This is a genomic window from Marinobacter lutaoensis, assembly GCF_001981305.1.
In the GTDB taxonomy this organism is placed as follows: domain Bacteria; phylum Pseudomonadota; class Gammaproteobacteria; order Pseudomonadales; family Oleiphilaceae; genus Marinobacter; species Marinobacter lutaoensis.
The window spans coordinates 19,296-34,199 of record NZ_MSCW01000006.1; the positions used below are offsets into that span (position 1 = coordinate 19,296).

General features: G+C 63.0%; 9 protein-coding genes and 1 CRISPR repeat array. Of the genes, 7 read left to right on the forward strand and 2 right to left on the reverse strand.

Annotation, left to right across the window (positions count from 1 at the left end; genetic code table 11):
- Positions 1–126 precede the first annotated feature (126 nt).
- The 6 genes from cas1f to cas6f all read left to right on the forward strand — a co-directional run bounded on the left by cas1f (position 127) and on the right by cas6f (position 8,495).
- A complete protein-coding gene (gene cas1f, locus BTO32_RS08360) occupies positions 127–1,104 on the forward strand; it encodes a type I-F CRISPR-associated endonuclease Cas1f (protein ID WP_076724185.1) in 978 nt (325 codons plus the stop codon).
- Positions 1,101–4,403, forward strand: a complete 3,303-nt coding sequence (gene cas3f / locus BTO32_RS08365) for a type I-F CRISPR-associated helicase Cas3f (RefSeq protein ID WP_076724186.1) — start codon at positions 1,101–1,103, stop codon at positions 4,401–4,403. The genes cas1f and cas3f overlap by 4 nt, the downstream gene beginning before the upstream one ends.
- Positions 4,404–4,625: 222 nt before the next feature.
- A complete protein-coding gene (gene csy1 / locus BTO32_RS08370; protein WP_076724187.1) occupies positions 4,626–5,921 on the forward strand; it encodes a type I-F CRISPR-associated protein Csy1 in 1,296 nt (431 codons plus the stop codon).
- Entirely contained in the window at positions 5,914–6,891 is a 978-nt protein-coding gene (gene csy2 / locus BTO32_RS08375; protein WP_076724188.1) for a type I-F CRISPR-associated protein Csy2, read from the forward strand. The genes csy1 and csy2 overlap by 8 nt, the downstream gene beginning before the upstream one ends.
- Position 6,892: 1 nt before the next feature.
- Positions 6,893–7,930 carry a type I-F CRISPR-associated protein Csy3 gene (gene csy3 / locus BTO32_RS08380; protein ID WP_076724189.1) on the forward strand — a complete coding sequence of 346 codons (1,038 nt, stop codon included), beginning with the start codon at positions 6,893–6,895 and terminating at the stop codon, positions 7,928–7,930.
- 1 nt (position 7,931) lies between these two features.
- The gene (cas6f, locus tag BTO32_RS08385) at positions 7,932–8,495 is read left to right on the forward strand and encodes a type I-F CRISPR-associated endoribonuclease Cas6/Csy4 (protein WP_076724190.1); all 564 of its coding nucleotides are present in this window, start codon (positions 7,932–7,934) and stop codon (positions 8,493–8,495) included.
- Between the two features lie 138 nt (positions 8,496–8,633).
- Positions 8,634–10,883: direct repeats of the CRISPR family, unit length 28 nt; unit sequence CTTCGCTGCCGCGTAGGCAGCTGAGAAA.
- Between the two features lie 92 nt (positions 10,884–10,975).
- Here the strand turns inward: cas6f and BTO32_RS08390 are convergent.
- Positions 10,976–12,328 (reverse strand): APC family permease, encoded by a 1,353-nt coding sequence (locus tag BTO32_RS08390; protein ID WP_076724191.1) that lies wholly within the window; start codon positions 12,326–12,328, stop codon positions 10,976–10,978.
- Between the two features lie 137 nt (positions 12,329–12,465).
- Between BTO32_RS08390 and BTO32_RS08395 the strand changes: the two genes are divergently transcribed.
- Positions 12,466–14,157, forward strand: coding sequence for a DUF3592 domain-containing protein (locus BTO32_RS08395; protein WP_175618651.1), 1,692 nt, complete (start codon positions 12,466–12,468; stop codon positions 14,155–14,157).
- Here the strand turns inward: BTO32_RS08395 and BTO32_RS08400 are convergent.
- Positions 14,135–14,899 (reverse strand): SGNH/GDSL hydrolase family protein, encoded by a 765-nt coding sequence (locus BTO32_RS08400; protein WP_076724192.1) that lies wholly within the window; start codon positions 14,897–14,899, stop codon positions 14,135–14,137. The genes BTO32_RS08395 and BTO32_RS08400 overlap by 23 nt on opposite strands.
- Positions 14,900–14,904 lie beyond the last annotated feature (5 nt).

Sequence of the window (14,904 nt, forward strand, 5' to 3'; positions counted from 1 at the left end):
GCGGCGGCCACCGGCCGGCTCAAGCCCGGTCGGTGGCCCTGATGGTTGACGGCCGCTGTGTTATCGCTGATGTTGGACGTATGCCAAGATCGGCTGACTGACTAACCCTCGCGCGCGGGAGCTGCCATGGACGACGTTTCTCCTTCCGACCTGAAAACCATCCTCCATTCCAAAAGAGCCAATATCTATTATCTGGAACACTGCCGGGTCCTGGTAAACGGCGGCCGGGTTGAGTATGTCACCGATGAAGGCCGGCGTTCCCACTACTGGAACATTCCGATCGCAAACACCACCACGGTCTTGCTGGGGACCGGAACCTCCATCACCCAGGCCGCCATGCGCGAACTGGCCAAGGCCGGTGTGCTGGTGGGGTTCTGCGGCGGTGGCGGTACTCCGCTGTTCAGTGCCAACGAAGTGGATATCGACGTGGCCTGGTTTTCGCCCCAAAGCGAGTACCGGCCAACGGAGTACCTGCAGCACTGGGTGCGCTTCTGGTTCGATGAGGGCAAGCGTCTGGACGCCGCGCGCCTGATCCAGCAGGCCCGGCTTGAGCAGCTGCAGAAGCACTGGCTCGGCAACCGGTTTCTGAAAGAACAGAGGTTTGAGGTTTCATCCGGCCAGCTGGTGCCCCTGTTGGACCGGCATCGGGAATCTCTCCAGCGGGCCGCCAACGTCATGGAGCTGCTGACCGAAGAGGCGCGACTGACCAAACACCTGTTCAAGCTGGCGGCCCAGACGGTGGCGTACGGTGATTTCGTGCGCGCCAAGCGGGGCAGCGGCACCGATCCGGCCAACCGGTTCCTGGATCATGGCAACTACCTTGCGTATGGACTGGGGGCTACCGCGACCTGGGTATTGGGATTACCGCATGGTCTTGCCGTCCTGCACGGCAAGACCCGCCGGGGTGGGCTGGTGTTTGATGTCGCCGATCTGGTCAAGGACGCGCTGGTGCTGCCGCAGGCCTTTTTGTCCGCGGTAAAAGGGGAACAGGAGCAGGAGTTTCGCCGCCACTGCATTGAATCCCTGACCCGAGCCGAGGCGCTGGACTTTATGATCGAGACGCTGAAAGACATTGCCACTCGCGTTGGAGGGGGCGGGGCATGAACGTGCTACTGATCTCCCGTTGCAGCAAAAACGCGCTGACCGAGACGCGGCGCATACTGGATCAGTTTGCGGAACGCCGCGGCGAGCGCACCTGGCAAACGCCCATTACCTGGGATGGGCTGACGACGCTGCGTAAGTTATTGCGTAAAACCGCGCGCAAAAATACCGCCGTAGCCTGCCACTGGATTCGCGGTCGGGACCACAGCGAACTGCTGTGGATTGTCGGCGATGCCGGCCGCTTTAACGAAGAAGGTGCCGCGCCAACCAACACCACCCGGCGGGACATCCTGCGGCAGCAGGATGAGAACGATTGGCACACCGCGGAAGATATCAAGCTGCTGGCCGCGCTGGCCGCCCTGATGCACGATCTGGGCAAGGCCTGTGAGGCGTTTCAGCGCCGGCTTCAGGGCAGGGGCGAGGACGGGCCGAACATCTATCGCCATGAGTGGATTTCGTTACGTCTCTTTCAGGCCTTCGTCGGCACCGACAACGACGCCGGCTGGCTGGCCCGCCTGGCGGATGAGGGCATGGATGAGCACGCTTGGCTGGACGGGCTGACCCGGGATGGCCTTGATAAGGGGGAGCGCCACCCGTTCAGGACGATGCCGCCGCTGGCCTGTGCCATCGGCTGGCTGATTCTGACCCATCATCGCCTGCCCTGTCGCCCCGACCTTGAGGGCCTGAGAGAGATCGACCTTGAAGCGCCGCTGCTGGATCTGGACGCGCAGTGGAATCAGCGCCACGACGGTGACGACCCCCGCCCGATCCAACCCTACTGGACGTTTTCAGCCCGGCTTCCGGTCGCCACGGGACGCTGGCGCACCCAGGCCGCCAAATACGCACAGCGCCTGCAACAGCGTCTGGACCGGGCTGCCGATGGCTGGTTGGAGAACCCCTATGTCATGCACCTGGCCCGGTTGACCCTGATGCTGTCCGACCACCACTACTCGAGCCTCACCGAGCCGAGCGATCGCGTCCGAGGCGAGGCCGATTACCCGTTGTACGCCAATACCAACCGCAAGACGGGGGCGTTGTGCCAGCGCTTGGATGAACACCTGCTGGGGGTGGCCAGAATCAGTGGCCGCGTCAGTCACCACCTGCCGACGCTGAGCGACAATCTGCCCCGGCTGGCCCGGCATAAAGGCTTTCGGAAACGCAGCGCGGTGCCGCGTTTTCGGTGGCAGGATCATGCCTTTGATCTGGCCGAGGGACTGCGGGAAAAGGCGGAGCGTCAGGGGTTTTTCGGGATCAACATGGCCTCGACCGGATGCGGCAAGACCCTCGCTAACGGACGCATCCTGTACGCCCTGGCAAACCCCCGCAAAGGCGCGCGATTTTCCGTTGCGCTCGGGCTGCGCACCCTGACGTTACAGACCGGACAGGCCTATCGTGATCGCTTGAATCTCGGGGACGATGAGCTGGCCGTGCGCGTGGGGGGTAGCGCCAGCCGCCAGTTGCACGAATTCTATGAACGCCAGGCCGAGCAAAGCGGTTCCGCCTCCGTACAGGCCTTGGTTCCCGAGGACAGCCATGTGGTGTTTGAAGGCGGTTTTTCCGATCACCCGGTGCTGCAAACGGCCGGTCACGATGATCGCATCAAGGCGCTGATCTCGGCGCCGGTGTTGGTGTGTACCGTCGATCATCTGGTGCCGGCGACCGAGAGCGAACGGGGGGGCCACCAGATCGCCCCGATGCTGCGCCTGATGAGCAGCGACCTGGTGCTGGACGAAATTGACGATTTCGACCTGAACGATCTGCCCGCCCTGACGCGGTTGGTCTACTGGGCGGGCCTGCTGGGCAGCCGGGTTCTGCTGTCTTCGGCCACCCTGCCGCCGGCCCTGTCCGAAGGGCTGTTCCGAGCCTACAAGGCGGGCCGGGAGATTTACCAACGCAACCGGGGCGAACCGGGAACGCCTGTGAATATCTGCTGCGCCTGGTTTGATGAGCACGACCGCCAGCATCAGGATTGCGCGGATGAGCACGCGTTTGCCTCGGCACACCGTGCCTTTGTGGAACGGCGCCACCATAAGCTGGCGCAGGATCAGGTCCGGCGTCGTGCGCAGCTGGTGCGGTTATCGGCGGCCACTGACGAGGCGGAGACCGTACGTCAGCGCGTTGCATGGGACCTTCGGCAGCAGGCGTACCGGCTGCACCACGCTCACCATACCGTCGACCCCCACTCCGGCAAGCGGGTCAGTTTCGGGCTGATCCGGATGGCCAACATCGAGCCACTGGTCGAGGTGGCGCGGGCGATCTACCATCTCGGCGCGGAAGCTGGCACATGGATGCATCTGTGCGTTTACCACGCCCAGTACCCCCTGCTGCTCCGTTCCGCCATCGAGCAGCAGCTGGATGGCGCCCTGAACCGCCAGGACGCTCAGGCCGTGTTTGATCGGCCTGAGATTCGCGGCAGGTTGGATGCCCACTCGCAGCAGGATCAGTTGTTTATCGTTCTGGCCAGCCCGGTCTCGGAGGTGGGGCGAGACCATGATTACGACTGGGCCATCGTCGAGCCGTCGTCCATGCGCTCGCTGATCCAGCTGGCCGGGCGGGTGCGCCGCCATCGTGTTGGCCCTTGCGACTCGCCCAATATCGCACTGCTGCATACCAACCTGAAGGCCCTGGAGCGGCCGGGCCAGCCCGCTTTCTGCCGTCCCGGGTTCGAGGACCATGACCACCGGTTGAACAGCCATGACCTGGCTCGCCTCCTGCAACCGGAGGAGCGGGAGGTCATCGATGCGCGGCCGCGCATTCTGCCGCGAGGGGAACTCCGGCCCAGGGACAGCCTGGTCGATCTGGAACATGCCCGGTTGCAGGCGCAGATGCTGGCTGAGCCGGTGGCGCCGGCCACCCCGACGGGAAACCGCCGCCGACGCCAGCGTTCTATGGCGCCGCCGCTGTCGGCGGCCAGCTGCTACCGCCAGCCCGGTGCCATGCTCACCGCCTTGTTGCAGCGCAAGCAGCGCTTCCGCGCCAGCGCTACCCAGCAGGATGATCTGGTGTTGCTGCCGGATGATGACTGCCTGAACGTCAATCTGTACAAGGTGGAGTTCGACCGCAGTCAGCGTCGGGATCTCTACATTCCAGTAGACCACCTGTTCCACCCCGTCGAGCTGGAACCGGCCGAGGGCATCGTGACCTGGGGCGCGGAGGACTACTTGACAGCACTGCAGGCCCTGGCGGATGAGATGGGATTGACGCCGGACGTGTGTGCCCGGCGTTTCGGGACCCTGTCCTTGGATCAGAGCACCCAGGGCTGGGCGTTTCATCCGGCGCTGGGTTTTACGCGAAGGCGTTGAAAATAAAACGATCTAGCCCGCCAACTATTGATGCTGCCTGCGCGGCAGAAAGAAAAGCTAAACGCAATTTTTATCAGCTGTCTACTCGACAGTAGGGACACTGTAGTTGAAATTTTTTAAAAGTTAAACTCAATTGGTTGAAAATCTCATTGGGTTTACTAATTTTAGAAAAAGAGGGGAAGTTAATCCGCTTCTCTGGAGCGAACTCTAAGGAAGATCGTAATGAAAAGCCTAGTTCAGGAAGAAGGGCGAGCGCTGCGTCAGTTGATGCAGACGTTTATTGGCGACCGCCTGGCCGCCAAAGTGGAAAAACTGGAGCCCGATGACCCGAAATACGCGGAGCTTCAGGCGCAGTACCAATTCGACAACTGGATTGAGGACGCCGCCCGACGCGTCGGGCAACTGCAGGTGGTGACGCACACGCTGAAAGCGATCCACCCCGATGCCAAAGGCACCAATCTGTTTGTGCCCCCCGAAAACCTGCCGGATATTCCTGTGATTGGCAGCCACTTGCTGGGGGAGGACTACGCCACCGATGTGGTCGGGAACGCGGCGGCCCTGGACGTCTACAAGTTCCTGAAGCTCGAATATGAAGGCAAGACGCTGCTGGCCCGTGCCCTCGAGAAGGATCCTGTACTGCTGGCGGCGCTGAGCGATGATCCGGATCAGGCACGGGAGTGGGTACAATCCTTCGCCGCCATTACCCAGGCCAAAGGCAGTCATCGCAGCAGTACCCGAGCCAAACAGGTCTACTGGCTGGTCGGGGAGGACCCGACGCAGGATGATGATTTCCACCTGCTGGCGCCGCTGTACCCCTCCGCACTGGTCCATCGTATCTATCAGCGCATTCAGCACGACCGTTTCAGCGATGAGGCCAAGGCGGCTCGTCAGGCGCACCGTGAGAAAAAGCCTGCTGAAACGGGGTACGTGGACTACCTCCATCTGGCAACCCAGAAACTGGGGGGGACCAAACCGCAAAATATCTCCCAACTCAACAGCGAGCGTGGCGGCAATAACTACCTGTTGGCGTCCTTGCCGCCGACCTGGCATTCCCGCGACAACCGGCCTCCCTTGCATGTGGATTCTGTGTTTCCCCGCTTCATGCGCCAGCGTCAACCGCGCGGGTTGATGGAGACATTGCAGGCCTTTTTGCGCGGCAACCCGCCGGCCAACAGGCACACCCGTTTGCGGGTCGACGCCTTGGTCGATGCCCTGATCGAGGAGCTGATCCTGTTCAGCGCCCATCTCCATCAACTGGAGCCGGGCTGGAGCGCTGAGCCGGAGTGCCGGCTGGTTGAAGCGGAGCAACTGTGGCTGGACCCGGGACGAGCCGAGCAGGACGAGGCCTTTTCGGCGCGCCGAAGCGCGGGCGACTGGGTTGATGAGGTGCAAAATCGGTTTGCCAATCAGGTTAACCGGGCGCTGCGGGAGCTGCCCGTGGGAGACCACGAACAGCGCGAATGGCGCCGCCGTATCGACCGAAAACTGAATGCACTGCGGGAGGTGATCGATGACTGAACCCAGTACCCTGCTGATCCTGCCGCGGCTTCGAGTCCAAAATGCCAATGCGATTTCCGGCGTGCTGACCTGGGGCTTCCCGGCCATGACCGCCTTTGTGGGGCTGATGCACGCACTGGAACGCAAGTGCGTGGCCCATGGCCTGGAGGTGGCCTTCCCCGGTATCGGCGTTGTCTGCCATCAGCATGAGGCGCAGGTGACGACCGGTGGCTACACCCGTGCTTTCCACCTGACCCGCAACCCGGTGGACAAAACCGGCAAGACGGCTGCGATCGTGGAGGAGGGGCGTATCCACCTGGAGATCAGTCTGATCCTCGAGGTCGACTTGCAGGATATGCGCTTGAGTAGCGATCAGGATAAAGCGGAGTTTGCCGAACGGGTGGCGGAGCTGCTCACGACCCTGCGCGTGGCGGGCGGGACGATCCAGCCGCCCTTGCCGGGCAAGCGGCAGCACCGTCCCAGCCTGTTAGCGGTCGACTCGTCACCGGAGGTTCGGATGCGCCAGCTGCGCCGGCTCCGGCAACAGCTGCTGCCGGGATTCGCCCTGGTATTGCGGGACGACCTCCTGCAACAGCACCTCGGGACGATGCGGAAAACCGACCCCGACGCTGATCTGCTGGATGCCTGGCTGGATCTGTCACGTTTGAACCACGAATGCCGTGCAACGGACGAGGGTATCGAATGGCTCATCCGGCGTGACTACCCGGGCTGGCTGGTGCCCATTCCCATCGGTTTTACGGCACTGTCGGAACTGTATGGGGCCGGCGAAGTAGAAGCGGCTCGCGACCCAACGACGCCGTTCCGGTTCGTTGAAGGAATCTACTCCCTCGGTCAGTGGGTCAGCCCGCACCGCTTTAACGCTTTCAATGATTTCCTCTGGTATGTGGACAACGATCCGGATACCGGCATCTACCGCTTGAACAATGACTATCACCTGACTGCCCAGCGTGACGAAGAAAAGGAGCTTTGACATGGCCAAGCAAGAAACCCTGAAGACCGCCTCCGTACTGGCATTTGAGCGGAAATTGGATGTATCCGATGCCCTGATGTTTGCAGGAGACTGGTCGAATCGTGAGGATGCGGATCGCTGGCAGCCGGTGGAGGTCCGTGAAAAATCCGTGCGCGGAACCATTTCCAACCGCCTGAAAACCAAGGACCAGGACCCCGCCAAACTGGATGCCGCGATCGAAAACCCCAACCTGCAAACGGTCGACGTGGCCACCCTGCCCAGCGACTGTGACACCCTGATGGTGCGCTTCACGCTGCGGGTGCTGGCGGGTGCCGGCACCCCGTCTGCCTGCAACAATGCCGACTATCAGCAAAAGTTGAATGCGGTGGTGTCGGGATATGTCGAGCGGCACGGGTTTGGTGTGTTGGCGCAAAGGTATGCTGCCAACCTGGCCAACGGACGCTTTCTGTGGCGTAACCGCGTCGGTGCCGAGTCCGTCGAGGTGCAGGTATCCCGCCTTAAACAGGGAGCGCGCGAGCACAGCTGGCGCTTCGATGCGTTGAGTTATTCCCTGCGCGGTTTTGACCCGTCCGGCGACAACGACGAAGGACTCAAGGCCCTGGCCGCGCAGATCGAATCGGGACTGGCGGGCGAGCAGCACGTATTGCTGGAGGTGACCGCGTTCGCGCGCGTGGGAGCCGGGCAAGAGGTTTTCCCTTCCCAGGAGCTGATCCTGGACAAGGGCAAGGGAGACAAGAGTCGCACCCTGTATCAAATCAGCGGAATTGCGGGGCTGCATTCGCAGAAGGTCGGCAACGCATTGCGCACCATCGACACCTGGTACCCGGTGGACGGCGACATGCCGCTCGGCCCGATTGCGGTCGAGCCCTACGGCTCCGTCACCACGCAGGGCAAGGCGTACCGCCAGCCGAAAGACAAGGCGGACTTCTATAGCCTGCTGGACAACTGGGTGCTCAAGGACAAGGAGCCCACCGAAGGCGATCAGCACTTCGTAATGGCCACGCTGATCCGTGGCGGTGTGTTCGGGGAGGCTGGGTGACATGGATTACTACCTGGAAATCCGACTGCTGCCGGATCCGGAGTTTCCGCTCAGCTTTCTGTTTGGTGCACTCTACGGGAAATTGCACCGGGCACTGGTGACGCTGGAATCCGATGACATCGGCGTCAGCTTTCCGGACTACAGTCTGTCACCACGGGCTCTGGGCAACCGCCTGCGACTGCATGGAACCGAAACGGCCCTATCGCGGCTGATGGCTCAGGACTGGCTCAGAGGAATGGCCGATCACGTCCGGTATTCAGAGATCCTGCCGGTGCCGGACGCCGTGCACTACCGAACGGTTGCCCGGCGCCAGTTCAAAACCAGCAGCGAACGGCTGCGCCGGCGTCGCATGAAGCGCAAAGGCGAAACCCACGAACAGGCCGTCCGCGCCATCCCCGACAGCGCCGAGCAAACGCCGAACCTGCCGTTCGTGCATATGCGAAGCCAAAGCACGGATCAGCACTTTGTTCTGTTCATTGAACAAGGCGAGTTGAGAGACCAACCGAAGGCTGGCCAGTTCAACACCTACGGGCTCAGCCGACAGGCCACGGTCCCCTGGTTCTGACCCTTTTTTTGGCTGCAAAAAAGCACCTAATAAATCAAAGGCTTACCTGCCACCCTGAGCCCCCTGAGAAATAGGGGGCAGGCCCGATTTTATTGGGTTGTTCTTTAACAATCAGGACGTTATGGTTTTTTTGTTCTACTTCGCTGCCGCGTAGGCAGCTGAGAAATGCCACGCCTTCGGTGGCAGCGTCCAGAACGCCTTCGCTGCCGCGTAGGCAGCTGAGAAATTGTTAACCGTGCTGCTGCTGCTCTTTGATTTCTTCGCTGCCGCGTAGGCAGCTGAGAAAACGTCATCATAGGCGCGGTCACCCAGGGCCAACTTCGCTGCCGCGTAGGCAGCTGAGAAAAAAGACACGTCCAGCTCGTAGCGGGTGTCCGGCTTCGCTGCCGCGTAGGCAGCTGAGAAATTTTCGTCATCTGGTGTCGTGTAGCGCAGGAACTTCGCTGCCGCGTAGGCAGCTGAGAAACAGGACGATCACCAGTTCGCGCTCTCCCAGGACTTCGCTGCCGCGTAGGCAGCTGAGAAATTCTCGGATGAGGCGCTGGCGAAACGTCAACCCTTCGCTGCCGCGTAGGCAGCTGAGAAACGCATAATGTCCCGATTCGCTTCGTTCGTATCCTTCGCTGCCGCGTAGGCAGCTGAGAAATGTAATGCTGATTTCCGGTATCAACGAACTGTCTTCGCTGCCGCGTAGGCAGCTGAGAAATTGATGGCGCCGGCGGCGGTTTGGGCGATCACCTTCGCTGCCGCGTAGGCAGCTGAGAAACTATCCAAAAACCGACAAACCGAGTCAGAAAGCTTCGCTGCCGCGTAGGCAGCTGAGAAAAGCAGTTCATAAGCGCCGGATGAGGCCGCAATCTTCGCTGCCGCGTAGGCAGCTGAGAAAACCCAGTCACGCATCAGGGCGGATTGGGCATCCTTCGCTGCCGCGTAGGCAGCTGAGAAAATGCCCAGGGGCACCAGCAGCGCATACGGGCGCTTCGCTGCCGCGTAGGCAGCTGAGAAATCATGTCGCCGGTGTCGGTAATCCCGGCAACGCTTCGCTGCCGCGTAGGCAGCTGAGAAACTGAGGAAGGCCCGAGCAAGTACCTGGATACGACTTCGCTGCCGCGTAGGCAGCTGAGAAATATATGGCCCAAATGAATGGCGGCTTTAACATCTTCGCTGCCGCGTAGGCAGCTGAGAAATCACCGTGATACTCACCGGCACGAACCGCCCGCTTCGCTGCCGCGTAGGCAGCTGAGAAATGGGCGACCTTGCCTTGACCAGTCAGCGCATACTTCGCTGCCGCGTAGGCAGCTGAGAAAATCACCGCCGGAGCTGAGCACCACGCCCTGGTCTTCGCTGCCGCGTAGGCAGCTGAGAAACAAGTTCAAACGGTCGGCCGCCGCCGATCGGGCTTCGCTGCCGCGTAGGCAGCTGAGAAATGGACGAAGCCCGGGATCAGTTCCACGCGCACCTTCGCTGCCGCGTAGGCAGCTGAGAAAGAACTGGATTTATTCGCAGCCGAAAATGAGGACTTCGCTGCCGCGTAGGCAGCTGAGAAATGGACCTTGCCGCACCACACCGCGTCACTTGCCTTCGCTGCCGCGTAGGCAGCTGAGAAAGTCGCGCGCTTCGATGCCGAGTTCTGCCTGATCTTCGCTGCCGCGTAGGCAGCTGAGAAAATGCTCATCGTTGCGTTGGCGCGGCCGCAAGACTTCGCTGCCGCGTAGGCAGCTGAGAAATTTGAGCAAGTGGCCACCGGTGCGGCGCAGCGCTTCGCTGCCGCGTAGGCAGCTGAGAAATCTACCGCGCCCTGATCCACTCGCACCCAGTCCTTCGCTGCCGCGTAGGCAGCTGAGAAAATAGCGCCAAAGCGCTGAAAGGTGCTGATAAACTTCGCTGCCGCGTAGGCAGCTGAGAAAAAACGCCAGGCGGCCTCGAAAGGACAGGGACGCTTCGCTGCCGCGTAGGCAGCTGAGAAACAATGGCACCGCCGGCCACCGCGCCGATGATCCTTCGCTGCCGCGTAGGCAGCTGAGAAAAGGTTGTCGAGCGTGTCCTCCAGGTAATCGCACTTCGCTGCCGCGTAGGCAGCTGAGAAATGTAGGGCCCGGGAATGTGCGCCTGCCTGGCCCTTCGCTGCCGCGTAGGCAGCTGAGAAAAGGCTTCCCATGCTTCAAGCCCGGTTACCAGCCTTCGCTGCCGCGTAGGCAGCTGAGAAATATGCGATCGTTGAGCGATTGGGTAACCCACGCTTCGCTGCCGCGTAGGCAGCTGAGAAATCACGGGCAAACGCTGGCAACAGCGCCGGATATCTTCGCTGCCGCGTAGGCAGCTGAGAAATGAGTAGCGCAACATCCGCCATCATCGGTGCCCTTCGCTGCCGCGTAGGCAGCTGAGAAACACTTGATGTCACTGTTCCCACTGACACCCTCCTTTGTTGCTGTCTAGACAAGACAACCAGGCCCCATGGCGCCACAGGCTCACCCGGCCACTCAGGGGCCTGTTTTTTGGGGAGCGTCTTTCGCCAGGCGCCGTTGCCGCCGCGCGTAGCTCCAGGCGCCGATGCTCAGGAGGGCGTAGAGGGTGAGGATGAACACCAGTTGTTCCGGTTGGCGGGTGTATTCGTAGTAGAGGATGAGTACGGTGCCGGTCAGCAGGCCGGCGATGGAGAGTAGGGTGAGGGTCAGGGAGGAGCGGGTGCGGTGGCGGATTCGGAAGTTGGCGACGGCCATGAGGAGGGAGACCAGCAGGAAGGTGACGCTGCCGAATTCGAGGATCACCTGGAGGTTGCCGGCCAGGATCAGGAGGAAGGCGAGGGCGGCCATGGTGACGATGGCGGGCACCGGGATGCGGTTGTGACGTTGGGCCAGGAACGCGGGGAAGTAGCCGTCGTGGGCGACCACGGCCATTTGCCGGGAGGCGCCGAACACGGTGCCGCTGATGGCGCTGCTGGTGGCGAGCAGGGCACCGAGGATGACCAGGTCGGTGCCCCAGTGGCCGAGCACGTTGTTGGCGCCGGAGGCCAGGGCGTATTCCTTGTTTTGTACGATTTCGTCGAACGGGATGGCGAGGATGGCGCCCAGGGCGATCACCACGTAGATGAGGATGGCCAGGGCGATGGCGGCGTAGATGGCCCGGGGAATGTTGCGCTCCGGTGTGTCCATTTCGTTGACGGCGTTGATGACGAGCTGGAAGCCTTCGTAAGCCACGAAGGTGATGGAGGCGACGATCAGCAGGGTCATGGGGTTGACCGGTCCTTCGTCGGCCAGCAGGGCTGGCAGGGAGGTCTGGCTGTGGTTGATCAGCACGAACGAGATGATGGCGAGGATGACCAGCTTGGTGTACACCATGAGGTCTTCCAGTTTGCCCATGCCCCGCACCGAGAGCACGTTGATGATCGTGAACACGAGGATGATGCCGCCGGCCACCAGTTTGCGGGTCCACACGCTGTCGGCAAAGGCAAAGCCGCTGATGGCGTAAGAGGCGAAGGTGTAGGCGTACAGGGCCAGGGTGCTGATGTAGCCGAAGATGATCCACCAGCCGATGAGGGAGGCGGCAAACGGCGAGCCGGGGAAGGTGCGTTTGAAGAAGGCGTAGGTGGCACCCTCGTCCTTGTAGTACACCCCGAGCTGGATGTAGGCGTAGGCGGCGAGGGCGGCGATGAGCCCGCCGATCACGATCACCAGGGGCGTGTAGGCCCCCACCAGGGAGACGGAGATCCCCAGTACGGTAAAGATGCCGCCGCCCACCATGCCGCCCAGGGCGATGGCGATGAGTTCGGGAATGCCCAGAGACTTGCCCCGGGCGCGGTGGGTGGAGCGGTCGTGGTGGTTGTGGAACATCATGACGGGGCCTGAATCGGATCGAACGGGGAGTGTGAAGCGCAACGCCGCCTTCACGCCTTGGGCAAGGTATATTAACCTCCGTCCACCGTCTATGTTTCCCGTCACTTTCCCAGGCCATGAGGGCAAAGGAACATCCCGTGAAAAGCGGTCCCCATTCCCAGCAACGATCCTGGCGCGGAGCCCGCTGGTTCGGCCTCCTGTTTCTCATTCCGGGGCTGGCCGTGATTCTGGTTGGCCCGGTGCACACGCTGTACCAGCACCTGGTCACGGCCGGCTGGCAGCCGGTGCCCGCGGTGCTGGAGCGGGTGGCGCTGCGCAGCCACCAGGGCGACGATGGCACGACCTATTCGGTCGAGGCCGACTACCGCTACAGCTACGGCGGGCGCGACTACCGGGGGCACCGGGTCGGCTATGACTGGGGCAGCGACAACATCACCGATTACCACCGGGACCTGGTCCGGCGCCTGGAACGAGCCCGCGCGCAGGGCCAGGCTCGGGTATGGGTGAATCCGGACAATCCCTCGGAGAGCGTTCTGGTGCGGGAGCTGCGCTGGGCGAAGCTGGGGTTCATGACGCTGTTTGGTGGCCTGTTTTCGGCGGCGGGTCTGTTCATCCTGCGGCTTGGCCGGATCAGGACAGCGACCGAGGCGATGGCCCGGGGTGAGCCGATCTTGTCCTCGGAGCGCCACGGCCACTGGCTGTTCGGGTTCATGGCGCTGATGTTCCTGGGGCTGAGTCTGCCGGGTGTCCTGGCGATTCCCTCAGAGTTGAGGCAGGACAACTGGCCGATTCTGGCGGTACTGCTGTTCCCCCTGGTGGGCGGCTGGCTCGCCTGGCTGGGGTGGCGAAGCTGGCGTAACTGGACTTTTTACGGCCCGGCGCCGCTGGTGCTTGACCCGGCGCCGGGCCAGGCCGGAGGCGATGTGGGGGGACGCATCACCCTGGCCCGTCGGCTGGCGGGTGGCGACGGGTCTCTCACGCTTCAGTGCCTGAGGGTCCGCATCAGCGGTGGCAAGAACACCCGCCGGCACGAGTCGTTGCTGTGGCAGCAGGATCAGGTGCCGGAACTGCGACATGAGGCGCGGTCGACCGAGGTCTGGTTCCGGTTTTCACCCCCTGGCGACCTGCCGGCCACCGACGATGAGGGGCGGGAACAGGTGGTCTGGCGCCTGATGCTGACCGGGCCCCAAACGCCGGTGCCGCTGGAGCGGACCTACGAGTTGCCGGTGGTACAGGGCACGCTGCGTTCCTCGGTTCGGCTGAGCGACAGTCATGTGCGCCGCCAGGAGCAGCAGGCACGTATCCGTTCGGTGCAGGCCGCCGCTGAGCAGATTGACGTGCGCACCACGGCCGGGGGCGTGGAACTGATCAGCCGGGCCGGCCGCCACCGGGTGATGACAGCGATGTTGCTGCTGGTCGGGCTGATCTTCGCCGGTGTCGGCGTGGGGCTTTGGTTCAAGGCACCGGATGAAGGCGCGACGCTGTACCTGATGGCGGGGGTGTTCGGGCTGTTCGGGTTCCCGATGACCCTGGGCGGCCTGTTCATGGCCGGGCGGGGCCTGAGGGTTCGTATCGAGGGCACCCGGGTCACGGTCATCCGGTACTGGGCGGGGCGGGCGTTGTGGCAGCGACGGGGCGAGCTGGCCCGGGCCGATCAGCTGGTGCTTGCGTCCGGGGGCAGTCTGAACCGGGGCAACCGCACCATTGAGTACTTTGCCCTGGAAGTGGTCGATGGCTCCCGCCGCCTGCGTCTTGCCGAGGGCATTGCCGGGCGCCCGGCCGCTGAGGCGTTGCGGGACAGCTTGGTTACCTTGCTGCGGCTGTCGTAGCGCGGGCGCGGATTGTCGCCGCGCCCCAGCCCTGGTCGACCAGGGCTCCGGCGATGGCTTGATAACCGGCTTCGCTGGGGTGATACCCGTCCCGCGCCAGTAGCTCCGGCCCGGTCATCGCGGGGTAGCCGAGGTAGGCAAAGTCACGTGGCTGCTGCTGCGCCAAGTGCCGGTACTGGGCATCGAGCTGTCGCGCCCGCCACCCCAGCAGCTGGCGCAGGGGCGAAGGCAGGGCGGTGAAGCGATGCATCGGCGGCACGCTGAGCAGGTGCAGTGGCGTGTTGGCCAGCGCCGGCTGCCGGGCCACCAGCCGTTGTCGCAACGCCAGTAGCTGCTGTCGGAAACGGTGCCTTGGCGTCAGCCCGGTGGTGTCGTTTACCCCCATGCTCAGTAGCACCGCGTCCGCCGGCGGCAGGTCGACCTGCTCCAGCCGTTGGCTCAGGCGGGCCAGAGTGGCGCCGTTGATCCCGTGGGTGTGCCAGGCAATGGTCTGGCCGGTCACGCGGTGCAGCTGGCGGGCCAGTTCGCTGGCCAGGCCCTGTTCATGACGCGCCACGCCCACCCCGGCGGCGGTGGATTCCCCCAGCACCAGCAATTGGAATACCGGGGTGCCGGGCCCATGCTGACCCTGTGTCGGGCCGCTGGCCTCGGGCAGGCGCAGGGTGCGCTGGCGGGTGCGTTTGCCCTGGTATACCACGATGGGTGCCAGCAGGGCGGTGGTCAGCCAGAAGGGCAGATGCACGCTCG

What these genes read in the sequence shown, in the direction of transcription:
- cas1f (WP_076724185.1), top strand. Translation starts at nt 127, where the DNA reads ATGGACGACGTTTCTCCTTCCGACCTGAAAACCATCCTCCATTCCAAA.
- cas3f (WP_076724186.1), top strand. Translation starts at nt 1,101, where the DNA reads ATGAACGTGCTACTGATCTCCCGTTGCAGCAAAAACGCGCTGACCGAG.
- csy1 (WP_076724187.1), top strand. Translation starts at nt 4,626, where the DNA reads ATGAAAAGCCTAGTTCAGGAAGAAGGGCGAGCGCTGCGTCAGTTGATG.
- csy2 (WP_076724188.1), top strand. Translation starts at nt 5,914, where the DNA reads ATGACTGAACCCAGTACCCTGCTGATCCTGCCGCGGCTTCGAGTCCAA.
- csy3 (WP_076724189.1), top strand. Translation starts at nt 6,893, where the DNA reads ATGGCCAAGCAAGAAACCCTGAAGACCGCCTCCGTACTGGCATTTGAG.
- cas6f (WP_076724190.1), top strand. Translation starts at nt 7,932, where the DNA reads ATGGATTACTACCTGGAAATCCGACTGCTGCCGGATCCGGAGTTTCCG.
- BTO32_RS08390 (WP_076724191.1), bottom strand. Translation starts at nt 12,328, where the DNA reads ATGATGTTCCACAACCACCACGACCGCTCCACCCACCGCGCCCGGGGC.